This is a genomic window from Fischerella sp. (assembly GCF_013388695.1).
Classification (GTDB): Bacteria; Cyanobacteriota; Cyanobacteriia; order Cyanobacteriales; family Nostocaceae; genus PCC9605.
Map to the genome: position 1 here is coordinate 12,864 of NZ_JACAEU010000098.1, position 11,870 is coordinate 24,733.

The 11,870-nt window shown below is 42.4% G+C and carries 9 protein-coding genes; 3 read left to right on the plus strand and 6 right to left on the minus strand.

Features of this window, described 5'->3' with window-relative positions; all coding sequences use genetic code 11:
- Nucleotides 1–81 precede the first annotated feature (81 nt).
- The gene (gene lpxB / locus HXY43_RS13270; RefSeq protein WP_290883672.1) at nt 82–1,245 is read left to right on the plus strand and encodes a lipid-A-disaccharide synthase; all 1,164 of its coding nucleotides are present in this window, start codon (nt 82–84) and stop codon (nt 1,243–1,245) included.
- Here the strand turns inward: lpxB and HXY43_RS13275 are convergent.
- The 3 genes from HXY43_RS13275 to HXY43_RS13285 all read right to left on the minus strand — a co-directional run bounded on the left by HXY43_RS13275 (nt 1,242) and on the right by HXY43_RS13285 (nt 4,238).
- Nucleotides 1,242–2,204, minus strand: a complete 963-nt coding sequence (locus tag HXY43_RS13275; protein ID WP_290883647.1) for an aldo/keto reductase — start codon at nt 2,202–2,204, stop codon at nt 1,242–1,244. The genes lpxB and HXY43_RS13275 overlap by 4 nt on opposite strands.
- 236 nt (nt 2,205–2,440) lie before the next feature.
- Nucleotides 2,441–2,968 (minus strand): hypothetical protein, encoded by a 528-nt coding sequence (locus tag HXY43_RS13280; protein ID WP_290883648.1) that lies wholly within the window; start codon nt 2,966–2,968, stop codon nt 2,441–2,443.
- 190 nt (nt 2,969–3,158) lie between these two features.
- Nucleotides 3,159–4,238, minus strand: a complete 1,080-nt coding sequence (locus HXY43_RS13285; RefSeq protein WP_290883649.1) for a hypothetical protein — start codon at nt 4,236–4,238, stop codon at nt 3,159–3,161.
- Nucleotides 4,239–4,516: 278 nt separating this feature from the next.
- Between HXY43_RS13285 and HXY43_RS13290 the strand changes: the two genes are divergently transcribed.
- Nucleotides 4,517–6,079: a sodium:proton antiporter gene (locus HXY43_RS13290; RefSeq protein ID WP_290883650.1), complete on the plus strand. Its 1,563-nt coding sequence runs from the start codon at nt 4,517–4,519 to the stop codon at nt 6,077–6,079.
- A 109-nt stretch (nt 6,080–6,188) separates the two neighbouring features.
- Nucleotides 6,189–8,546 carry a glycoside hydrolase family 31 protein gene (locus tag HXY43_RS13295; protein ID WP_290883651.1) on the plus strand — a complete coding sequence of 786 codons (2,358 nt, stop codon included), beginning with the start codon at nt 6,189–6,191 and terminating at the stop codon, nt 8,544–8,546.
- 121 nt (nt 8,547–8,667) lie between these two features.
- On the opposite strand, the gene HXY43_RS13300 is transcribed toward HXY43_RS13295, so the two are convergent.
- From HXY43_RS13300 to HXY43_RS13310, 3 genes are all read right to left on the minus strand, one after another.
- On the minus strand, nt 8,668–9,279 hold the full coding sequence (locus HXY43_RS13300; protein WP_290883652.1) for a hypothetical protein: 612 nt from the start codon (nt 9,277–9,279) through the stop codon (nt 8,668–8,670).
- 400 nt (nt 9,280–9,679) lie between these two features.
- Nucleotides 9,680–10,444 (minus strand): SDR family NAD(P)-dependent oxidoreductase, encoded by a 765-nt coding sequence (locus HXY43_RS13305; RefSeq protein WP_290883653.1) that lies wholly within the window; start codon nt 10,442–10,444, stop codon nt 9,680–9,682.
- A 119-nt stretch (nt 10,445–10,563) separates the two neighbouring features.
- A complete protein-coding gene (locus HXY43_RS13310) occupies nt 10,564–11,763 on the minus strand; it encodes a Coenzyme F420 hydrogenase/dehydrogenase, beta subunit C-terminal domain (protein ID WP_290883654.1) in 1,200 nt (399 codons plus the stop codon).
- Nucleotides 11,764–11,870 lie beyond the last annotated feature (107 nt).

Consider the following 11,870-nt stretch of genomic DNA (forward strand, 5'->3'; position numbering starts at 1 on the left):
AAGAAAACCAATCCCCAATCCCCAATCACCAATCCCCAATCCCCAATTCCCAATCCCCAATCCCCAATCCCTCATTCCAAAATGCGAATATTTATCAGTACTGGTGAAGTGTCTGGCGATTTACAAGGGTCGTTATTGGTTGCCGCTTTGCAACGGCAAGCCCTTGCTGCTGGACTGGAATTAGAAGTTGTGGCATTGGGTGGCGAAAAAATGGCAGCAGCAGGAGCCATTCTATTAGGTAATACTAGTAAAATTGGCTCTTTTGGTCTTTTGGAATCTCTGCCTTTTGTGTTACCGACTCTGCAAATTCAGCGGCAGGCGATCGCTTATCTCAAGCAAAATCCTCCTGATTTGGTTGTATTGATTGACTACATGGGGCCAAATCTGGGCATAGGTAATTACATTCGCCGCCATCTGCCGCAAGTGCCAGTAGTATATTACATTGCACCTCAACTTTGGGTTTGTTCGATCGCACCTCGTGACACAGCCCGGATTGTTGGTTTTAGCGATAAAATGTTAGCGATTTTCCCGCAGGAGGCGCGTTATTTTCAAGACAACGGTGCAAATGTGACTTGGGTAGGGCATCCATTAGTAGATAGGATAGAAAACTTTCCGAGTCGAGAAGCGGCACGTGCCAAGTTGGGAATTGTGGATGATGCGATCGCCGTAGCGCTTCTACCTGCCTCCCGTCACCAAGAACTTAAATATCTCTTGCCAGTGATGTTCCAAGCAGCACAGGAAATACAAAACAAACTACCACAGGTGCATTTTTGGATTCCCCTGTCTCTGGAAATTTATCGAGATAAAATAGAAAAACAGATACAACGGTACGGTTTACGAGCCACTGTAGTATCGGGACAACAACAGGAAGTGCTTGCTGCTGCTGATTTAGCAATTACTAAGTGCGGGACTGTGAATTTAGAACTTGCTTTGTTAAACGTGCCGCAGGTGGTGATTTATCGCCTTAGCCCCTTCACTTACTGGATTGGCCGCAATATCCTGAAAATAACTTTTCCTTTTGCCTCGCCAGTTAACCTGATGGTGATGAAAGGGATTGTGCCGGAGTTTATTCAAGAAAAAGCAACTCCAGAGAATATTGTTCAAGCAGCAGTAGAATCATTGCTGAACCGGGAACGCAAACAGCAAATACAGGCAGATTATCAAGAAATGCGACGGTGTATAGGAGAAGTAGGAGTGTGCGATCGCGCTGCTAAAGAAATTTTGCAAATGCTGCCGAATTTTTAAGTCCATGCGCGGAAGAAGGTGCTTTCCTCCCAAATTCTCGCAGTGCGCTTTTCAATACTTGCTAATTCGCCTGGAGAAAGTTCTTGATAAGCCTGTGCTATCTTGACATTTTCTTCTAGTTGCTGGACGCTTTCAGCTGCGATCGCACAGCAATGAACTCCTGGCTGAGAAAGGCTGTATCCCAAAGCTTGCTGCATACCAGCCAATCCACCTGCTTTAAATAAGCGACCGTAGGCGGGTACTTTCATAGCTATGACGCCGACATTTTTTTCTTGTGCTACTGGTAAAACTACAGGCATAAACGGACGTGGATGATGCTTATCTGCGGCATTTACGGGTATGAGGGTAGTGTGGAAAGGATAGCGACGCAAACTTTCGGCAATTACTACTGGTTCATGGTGTCCCGTAATACCAGTAAAACGGACTAGTTTTTGTTGCATTGCCTCTTCCAAAGCTTTAATTGCTCCGGATGCACTAAAGATAGTATCCAGTTCTTCAGGGAAAGAAACGTGATGTAACTGCCACAAGTCAAGATAGTCTGTGTTCAGACGTTTGAGACTTCTCTCTAATTCTCGCCACGCGCCATCCCGGCTTCTTTCATCTGTCTTACTGGCTAAAAATAACTTAGTGCGATCGCGTGGCAATACTTTTCCCAAATAATCTTCACTAGGCCCGTAACTCGCAGCAGTATCAAAATAACGGATGCCAAGTTGCAAAGCTCGTTCGATAATTGCCACAGCATCTCGTTCTTTTCCATTCCAAGATAGCGGCGTTTGACCTGCTCCCCCCAACCCAAAAATAGGGACTTTTACCCCCGTGCGTCCCAACACTCGTTCTGGCATAGTCGCTGGTGTCGCAGGGTTTGTGTTACCTTGTTGCAACGCTGTACTTCCTACAATACCGCCAGCAACAGCAGCACTAGTAATTAAGAAATTGCGCCGCGTCGTTCTTCCTGTCATGGTTTGGCTTCCGTGGCGAAACTGCTTGTCTGTGTTTTATTGTAACGAAGGATATACAGACAGAGAAAACTGTTTTTCTAAACTAAACTTTCCGATCGCAAAAACTCTGCGAGCCTCTGCGGAACCCTCTGCGCTCCTCTGCGTTTAAAAAATATATAATTCCGATGATGATAAGAAGCTTTATACTCTTTTGAAAGTGCATAGCTCGGATATAGTACACCCTAAAATAATTCAAATTATTTACAACCTTCAGTACTTTTCCCTTGTAAATAACTTTGAATAATACATCCTTGTCGTTGAAATATTTGATTCTTTCCTACTATATAAATACCAATTAATACTATAGCGATCGCAATATATTGCTTTCCAGCTAGCTTTTTAGCAAAAAATAAAATTTGTTGTTTAAATATAAATTTTTTAATTTCGATATTTGATGATTGCTTGCTCAGTGAAGCAGTGAGTGCTTGCTGTAATTCTAAATTTAATTCTTGACTCCAAACAGCAAAATTCTTACCTTGTTGAAAACCGTCAACTTTTACCTTTTTAATAGACTGAGATCTTAAGCCAATTATTTCTTGACGTACATATTTAACTAAATTCTGTTGATCCGGCACTTGAGTAGATTCCAGTCTCACCCGCAAACAGCCATTTTTGAGAGTAACTTTCGCTGTGACGTTTTTCAGTTGCAATTGGCTGTTCATTAGAGATGCGATCGCCTTCACATCTCCTTGCTTTGCCAGTTCTAAAATATTCGCCTGTGTCATAAACACTAGAAGTGAAGAGCTGAAAACATAACGGTTGCATCAAAGATAACCTAATTTTTACAACTCGTTCCTCAGTGTTTATACCAAAATTTTAGGCGAAAAAATCTTAAATTAACTAGCTTACTTTAGTTCATGTCAAATTACGTTTAAACCTAAACATTACATAAATTATTTAAATTTTGTAAATGCTTTAATTCCTAGCTGCTGCACTTTGCTGTGCAAATTCCTGATGAATTTGATACTGCCTAATTTTTTCCTGAGCCATACCATAATTAGAGCTAGTGTTCGGTACAGCTTTCATGAAGACGATCGCTTCTTCCCAGTTCTTAGCAACTACCTTCCACTCACTTTCAGATTGTGCTAGCTTTGCTAATTTCGCTGCACGTCTAGCTTTATTAATCGCTTGGTTATATTTCTTATCTACAGGTGCAGTTTTACTAGAAGAGAGTGTTACTGTCTCAGCAGATAGATTTGCAGGTATAGTTTGTTTAACTTCTGGCAACTTAGCAAATGAGTATAACCATAGAGCAACTAAGGGGACGAGAATAAATGTAAATACTCGTTTGGGAATTTTACGATATTTGTTAGTAAAACTAAGAAAATTTGATTTCTTCTGAGGTGCTTCTTTGGTTTTTTGTATCTCAGTTAAACCTACTTCCGGCTGCGGGGTTGCATTATGAACATAACTAACTACAGGGATGTTTATACTTTCAGATTCATTAGATTCATCACTATCACTACTACCAAAAACTAGACGATATTTAAATGAATACTCAATTTGATAAAAGATAGCAGCACTAAGCAACCAGGCAATCGCAAAGATTGGTTTTATCTTGCCGTAGTTTTGACCGGATTCAGAAATTATTTGGGTGTAGTTAAGCTGGAATAAAGGTAACAGAGGAGTACAAACTAAGATTGCTGTCAGTGTAGATAGAATAAGTACTAGCCAGCCATACAAGCTTTCTCTCCAACTGATGAGTCCAGGGAAAAATCCTCTCACTTTGCTTGTCTTTTCTCCTGGAATTGCTGAAATAAAAAAGCTGAGAAAAAAGTGATGCAGAAAAGCGATCGCTGGTATGGGTAATAAGAGTACGAATATTACCCAAACGATAACCGATTCTGGTTTTTCTGACCATTGAGCCAGATTGAGCCACAAGTTGTTATTACGCTTGAGTGTCGCTACAAATACAGTCATCACCAAAGACAGTATCAGGGCATTTAGCCATGAATAGGGGTGAGGAAACCATCTCAGCAATCCAAACTTTTTCATATCTCACACGTCCTCTGTTCTAATTGAGTGGATAGCCGTCCATACCTCTGAAAAATGCTGTTACTCTAACATCACTGTTGCCAAAATGTTTAGCTATATGATGGATACCGGTAATTTTTCCGTCGCATAAAATGATACAGCAATTTTATCGACTCGTAACACAACTCAGAAGGAAGGAGGCAAAAGTCAGCACTCATAACCCCTGTGGAAGGTTCCCCATTCAATAAATGATTGTGTAAGGTGAGGAAACAATTTTTAACCGTAACTAAAATACTGTCATGGCAATAGAATCTGCCCTAGGCGAAGTTGGAATAGAACAAAACTTAAAACAATTTCTTCTGGTACTCTCGGTCTCCTTGAGTGTGGCGACTTTACCGCAAGTCTTTAGTTGGTTTCGCCATATCCCATATACCTTACTTTTGGTGATTGCTGGATTGGGATTAGCGCTGGTAGATGTGCGGTTAGTTAATCTTTCTCCAGAATTAATTTTGGCGATTTTCCTACCGCCTTTATTGTTTGAAGCTGCTTGGAATTTGAAGTGGTCTGACTTAAAGCGGGATTTAATCCCTATCTGTCTGTATGCAGTTGTGGGAGTACTGATTTCTATAGCAGGTATAGCGCTGGGTTTAAATCTCTTGTCAAGACTACCGCTAACAACAGCACTGCTAGTAGGAGCTAGTTTATCTGCTACCGATCCTGTTTCTGTGACAGCTTTGTTTCGAGAACTGGGAGTAGATAAACGGCTGACAACGTTGATGGAAGGCGAAAGTCTATTTAATGATGGCATGGCAGTTGTTGCCTTCGGCTTTCTAGTTGCACTGCCTTTAGGAACAGTACAACTAGAATTCCAGCCTTTGGTGGTTCAACTATTTAGTGTTATTGGTATTGGTATAGCTGTTGGTGGTTTGATTGGGTTTGGTATTTCCTATTTAACCCAAAGATTCGATTTACCACTCGTGGAACAGTCTTTAACTCTCGTCTCTGCTTACGGAACTTATATCATTGCAGAAGAACTTGGGGGTTCTGGGGTAATCGCGGTTGTCACCGCTGGCTTGATTTTAGGTAACTTTGGTTCTCGAATTGGTATGAATCCGCGAACGCGGGTGATTGTCAGTGAGTTTTGGGAATTTTTGGCATTTTTTGTTAATTCCATTGTTTTTCTATTGATTGGCGATCAAGTTAGATTTGTTGACTTGGCTGAAAATCTGAATATCATCACTGTCACGATCGCGGGGATGGTTTTAGCAAGGGCGATCGCTGTTTACGGTTTGGGATTTCTCAGCAATCGCCTTGCCAACTCCAATATCCCCTTACCAGAACAAACTATACTTTGGTGGGGAGGTCTGCGGGGGTCTGTCTCCATCGCCCTAGCATTGAGCGTACCAAATATCCTTACCGAAAGAGAAGACCTAATCAACACTGTATTTGGAGTAGTCTTATTTACACTTTTAGTGCAGGGATTGACTACCAAACCTTTGCTAGAAAAACTAAAACTTCTTGGCGATCAGCCTCTGCGACAAGAATATTTAGAACTCGTTGCCCGCCAGACCGCCCTCAAACGTGTTTTAACATACCTCGGACAAGTAGAAAAACGCCCAGGACTTGATCCAGAGTTTTACCGCTATCAGGAGGCTTTAATTAAAGGCGAACTCAAGCGCTTAGAAGAACAAATTGATAAATTACAGGATGATTACCCCAATCTGCGAAGCTTCACAGCTGAACAGTTGCGAATGGAATTATTAGCGGTAGAGGCAGATACTTACGCGGAATTTGTGCGATCGGGTCGGTTAAATCAAGAACTTGCTCCTTTCCTTCAAGATATTCTTGAGGATGGGTATTAAACTTCTTTCCTCTTTGTGTCTTGGTGTCTTGGTGTTTCAATAATTCTTTTTTCACCACAAAGACACAAAGACACCAATTCAAACTAAATTAGCGTCAAATATATTAGATATGCCAGAATTTGCCGGAGAATTACCTATTCGCGAACCAGCGTGGAATGCGATCACATCTGTAGAGAATATCCAACGCCATCAGCGAGGAATAAATTTTGACTGCGGTGTTTCTCGCCTTTCTCTGAGTGTTCTTGCTCCCAACCTCATCCGCGTACGTTTTTCGCCTACAGGAGAATTTAGATCAAGGCGTTCTTGGGCTGTGACACTAGCAGATGAAGAGTGGGCTGTTGTATCTTTCGACGTACAGGAGACAGACAAAGAAATCACCATTGAAACGGAGAAAATCCGGGTGTGTGTCCAGCGCTATCCTTGCCGAGTCCAGTTTTTTGACAAAGCAGGTCGTCCTTTTGCCCAAGATACAGGTTTGGGGATAGGTTGGCGGCAAATGGGAGAAGGTAAAAACCAAGTAGCTTGCTGGAAGCGCATCGAAGCCGAGGAAAAGTATTACGGCTTTGGAGAACGGGCGGGATTGCTCAACCAAAAGGGTAAGCGTCTGACCCATTGGACTACAGATTGCCTAGATTACACCATGCTGACGGATGCAATGTACCAAGCAATTCCATTTTTTATGGCATTGCGTTCGGAGGTTAGCTATGGTTTATTTTTTAACACCACTTTCTGGAGTCGATTTGATGTGGGTGCAGACGAAACAGATACTCTCCGGTTAGAAACCCTTGGGGGCGAATTAGACTATTACATCATCTACAGTCCCGAACCCGCAGAAATAGTCCGTACTTACACGGGATTGACAGGACGAATGTCACTACCTCCCCAATGGGCACTGGGTTATCATCAATGCCGCTGGAGTTACGACTCGGAAACAGAAGTGCGGCAATTGGTATACCAACTGCGTCAGCGCCGCATTCCCTGCGATGTCATCCACTTAGATGTTGATTATATGTTCGGCTACCGGGTGTTTACATGGAACCCGAGGCGATTTCCAGATCCGCAAAAATTACTCGGTGACTTGGCAGCAGATGGTTTCAAGGTTGTCACCATTGTCGATCCGGGGGTGAAATTTGAGCCGCAATCAGATTACAGTGTTTATGATGAAGGGCTAGAAAAAGACTACTTTATTCGCAAGGCAAACGGCAAAGTTTTTCACGGCTATGTTTGGCCTGGTCGGGCAGTCTTTCCTGATTTCCTCCGTCCGGATGTGCGCCAGTGGTGGGGAGATTTGCAACACAACCTTACCGATATGGGCGTTGCTGGTATTTGGAATGACATGAATGAGCCAGCAATGAACGATCGCCCGTTTGGAGATGAGGGAGGGCAAAAAATTTTCTTTCCGACGGATGCACCCAGCGGCCCTGGAGATGAGCGCACAACCTACGCCGAAACCCACAATTTGTACGGGATGATGATGGCGCGCGCCTCTAGGGAAGGACTAGAAAAGCTAAGAGAGCGATCGCGTTCTTTTGTACTGACCCGGTCTGGTTACGCAGGCGTGCAGCGGTGGTCAGCGGTGTGGACGGGGGATAATCACTCGCTGTGGGAATACCTAGAAATGTCCCTACCCATGCTCTGTAATTTAGGTTTGTCTGGTGTAGCATTTGTAGGTGCAGATATAGGGGGATTTGCTAGCGATGCCACACCAGAATTGTTTGCCCGCTGGATGCAGGCAGGAATGCTATATCCTTTTATGCGTGCCCACTCAATGATTAACACTAAGCGCCATGAACCTTGGGAATTTGGCCCGCAAGTAGAAGAAATCTGCCGTCAATACATCGAACTGCGTTACCGATTGCTACCTTACATATATACGCTGTTCTGGGAAGCGACGACTACAGGCGCACCAATTGTGCGACCCCTATTTTATCACTATCCCAATGACTCAAAAACCCATGAACTGTACGATCAGGTACTTTTAGGTTCATCCTTGATGGCTGCGCCCGTCTACCGACCAGGGGTAGAGAACCGCATAGTTTATCTACCAGAAGGAACTTGGTATGATTGGTGGACTGGAGAGCGTTACGAAGGTTCGACGCATATCCTCGCCCATGCACCCATAGAAACAATGCCTATGTACATTCGTGCTGGGTCGGTTATTCCCCTCGGCCCGGTAATGCAGTATGTAGGCGAGTTACCAATTAATGAACTTAGGTTAAGAGTAGCCCCTGGTACAGGCGAGTGGACATTATACGAAGACGACGGACATACCTTTGAATATCGCCAAGGTGCTTGGTCAACAACAACCTATCGGGTGTATTTAGAAGGCACGCAGGTGGTAGTTGACATCCAAGCAAGACAAGGACAGTGGACTCCACCCCAGCGCAGAGTAATTGTTGAGGTGATGGGCAAAGGAGAGCAAGAATTTAACGATGATGGTTCTGCGCGTCGCCTAGTCTTTTCTTGATCGTCAACCACAGATAAACACAGATGCATACCGATATTTAATCTATGTTTATCTGTGTGCATCTGCGGAAAGTTTGTTTTGACTTTTGAATGCGTGACTTTTGACTTCCAAGGCAGCGGTACTAGTGTCTATCAACGCTAGCTTCTTGTATTGTGACTTGAGGTAATTGTTCTACATTTTGCAGTTGCGATCGCCCTGTCATTATACTCTGACCTAGCCAGATCAAGCTACCACCAAAAAAAGCAACTACCCCGATCAAAATAGTGGCTAGTATTTTGACCTGGGAGCGAAGAAATTGAATTTCTTTATTTTGGTGTTCTAGTTCTGAAAAACTATTTAATTGAGGAACTTGTCTTTCAATAATTACTTTCGAGGTTGGTGTAACTTGATTTTTGAAACTAACTTGCTGGCGTAACCAGTTAGTAATCAATTGAGGACTATTTTTTTTAAACCAGTGCCAAGCAAAAATTCTAAATGCTGGTTTGGACATCCTGGCTATTAGTTTTAGTACTTTCTTGACAGCGCGAGAGCGAAAGTTTTGGTTGATGAGGTTAATAGAACCTATATCATAAAGACGATCAAAGATAAGCTTGACCGTAGCTTCTTCTCTGTATGCCAAGTTTTCAATTATTAGAAGAACTTCATGCATGAGTTCTTCTTCTTTGCTAGTATCTGCTAAAACTTTTGTGAAATTATTTGTTGAATTATTCGATATCTTTACCGGGGTAGACATAGATTTAGCTCTGGCAGCATCTTTAATTTTTAAGTAAAGAGATATTTTAATTTTTCAAAATCACAGATATGTAAATAAGCTGGTTAAGCAAAAAATTAGATATTCATCATCACAATCTTAAGTGTTTGCTAATTCCCACATGATTTCTATGAAGGTTATAAACAAGATTGTATGAAAATTTACAGCTTTAGCCAAAAATGAGGAAATGTTTCTGAACTGTAAACAAATATAAAATTAATATTAAAGGTTTTCGTTTCCAAAAAATAGTTACCTCTAGAGAGATTTAAGGTTACTATTGGGAGTACTTTTTATAGCTTGATGCTGGTAATCAACGAGAATCTGTATCCTATACCACTAGTTAGTAACTTAAGTAATTTAAAACCTAAAATTGTTTAAAAAACTACCAAGGTAAGCGACTACCATCCCAAGAGAAAAATTGTCCGCTATCCTCTATCTGTAGCTTTTCTAAGACTGCAAGCAATTGATTAACGGTACGTTCTACTGAGAATAATTTTTCTGCGGGTACGTTCTTTTGAAAAGGTTGGGAAAGACGCGTGTCAGTTGTGCCGGGATGCAATGTTACAACTATAGTTTTAGGGCTAGTTCTAGCGTATTCAATTGCCACATTTCGCATCAACATATTCAACGCGGCTTTGGAAGCACGATAACCATACCATCCACCTAGTTGATTATCGCTAATACTTCCTATCTTGGCAGAAATACTGGCAAACACACTGCGATCGCTATGACGAAATAACGGTAACAGGTGTTTGGCAAGCAGCACTGCACCAATACTATTCACCTGAAAATAGCGCATTAAATTCTCAGGATTAATTTGCCTCAAGCTTTTTTCTGGTTGCAGCGTCCCCTCATGCAGAATCCCAACACAGTTAATAACTAAATGCAGTCTGTCTATCTCTCCACGCAAGAGTTCTACATCTTCTGAAATTTGCACTTCGTCTGTAATATCCATTGGCAGACAAAATAGTCTCTTTGGATATTCATCTAACAGTGCAATTAACTCAGAAGCAGACTCCCGTCGGCGATAGGTTGCATAAACCCTAGCAATACTCTCCAATTCCAGCAATTTTTTCACAAATCCCAAACCAATACCTTGGCTAGCACCCACAATCAAGGCATTAGGTAAGTCAGCGTCAGTAAACATATCTTGCGTGATGGCTGTTAGTGGTTAGTGGTAAGTAGTTAGTAGTTAGTAGTTAGTAGTTAGTGGTTAGTGGTTAGTGGTTAGTGGTTAAAAAATAACCACCAACTAACAACTATTATTTATTCAGGTAACTTATACTGTCCCACGATGCGCTTAGCAAATTCTGGAACGTGCGCCTCTAACTTTTCAGGGTGATTTCGCTTCACATAAAGATAATTGCGCGTGAAGTGAGAATCTATCGAAAAACGGGCATATTCCAAACCTTTAGGGCCAATTTTTTCAATTACCACCCCCATGAGTTTTGCTGCCCACATCGGTAGAGTCACAGCTTTATCATATGCTGGTATACTTTGTTGCACAGCAGCATGGCGATCGCCTTTAGACATCACTGGCTGAGTTTCTAACTGGTCTTTTACCAACTCCAGCATTTCCTGACCGCGTTCATTTCTAACCACAATCCATTGCCAGCCGAAGGGTGCGCCCATGTAACCCACAACCAAATCCGCCAGGGAATTGATGTAGTCAAAACAACTCATGCACGAGGGAGCAAAAACATCCTTGAGTAAATTCGTTTTCAAGCCAAAGAAAGGCACAGTTTCAACTGACCCATCCTCGTGCTTAAAGTGAACCTGAAAGTCTTGCATAAACTCATAATGCACAACCGTGTCAGGCGATTTACTGGTAGTTTCTAAGAATTTTTGCAGCCCAGCGCGAGTCACATTATCTACACAAGGCGTACCCAAAACATACAGCTTTTCTAAACCCAGTTTCTTTTCAACAGCTCGCAAAGCTTGGATTTGACAACCAACACCAATCACTAGCAGCCGCTTCATTCCCGATTTTTCTACCTGTTCCAACACTGAAAGGTTCGGTGAAAGAGTTGGTTTATTGACTCGTGCTGCTAGTATTTCCTCTGGGGTACGAGCAATAACAGGCATCGGGCCGAAGCGGTCTTCTTTAGTGTTTTGCACACAGACCACACCCTCCACAATGCCACGATTAAGCATTTCAATGGCAATAGTACTTACAATTCCCGTCCACTGAGCGCCAGGGATAGGCTGCTTTTTCTTTGCCGCCATCATGTCTTGATGAACACCAAAATAGAGTTCATCGGAGTTATCTAAATTGCGAGAGCGTGTGTGCGTCTGTTCTTCCAGTTCGTTGATCTGCTGATTAATAAAAGCACAGGCTTCCTTGACATAGTGAATATAGTATGTATCGCACAGCCCACACTCGCTGCACAGTTCCTTCGCAGGGCGACGGCTACCAGGTTTGAGGGCTTTGGCTTTTTTGTGTTTGGGAAAATCTACTGAAGTCATTAAAATTTCGTCTTTAAAAAACTCAGATGCTTCATTTCACAATATCTCAGAGTTAATGCCAAACGAGTCTACGAGAGCATTAGAATCAATTATTAATTTGATTTATC

What these genes read in the sequence shown, in the direction of transcription:
- lpxB (WP_290883672.1), top strand. Translation starts at nt 82, where the DNA reads ATGCGAATATTTATCAGTACTGGTGAAGTGTCTGGCGATTTACAAGGG.
- HXY43_RS13280 (WP_290883648.1), bottom strand. Translation starts at nt 2,968, where the DNA reads ATGACACAGGCGAATATTTTAGAACTGGCAAAGCAAGGAGATGTGAAG.
- HXY43_RS13295 (WP_290883651.1), top strand. Translation starts at nt 6,189, where the DNA reads ATGCCAGAATTTGCCGGAGAATTACCTATTCGCGAACCAGCGTGGAAT.
- HXY43_RS13290 (WP_290883650.1), top strand. Translation starts at nt 4,517, where the DNA reads ATGGCAATAGAATCTGCCCTAGGCGAAGTTGGAATAGAACAAAACTTA.
- HXY43_RS13305 (WP_290883653.1), bottom strand. Translation starts at nt 10,444, where the DNA reads ATGTTTACTGACGCTGACTTACCTAATGCCTTGATTGTGGGTGCTAGC.
- HXY43_RS13300 (WP_290883652.1), bottom strand. Translation starts at nt 9,279, where the DNA reads ATGTCTACCCCGGTAAAGATATCGAATAATTCAACAAATAATTTCACA.
- HXY43_RS13310 (WP_290883654.1), bottom strand. Translation starts at nt 11,763, where the DNA reads ATGACTTCAGTAGATTTTCCCAAACACAAAAAAGCCAAAGCCCTCAAA.
- HXY43_RS13285 (WP_290883649.1), bottom strand. Translation starts at nt 4,238, where the DNA reads ATGAAAAAGTTTGGATTGCTGAGATGGTTTCCTCACCCCTATTCATGG.
- HXY43_RS13275 (WP_290883647.1), bottom strand. Translation starts at nt 2,204, where the DNA reads ATGACAGGAAGAACGACGCGGCGCAATTTCTTAATTACTAGTGCTGCT.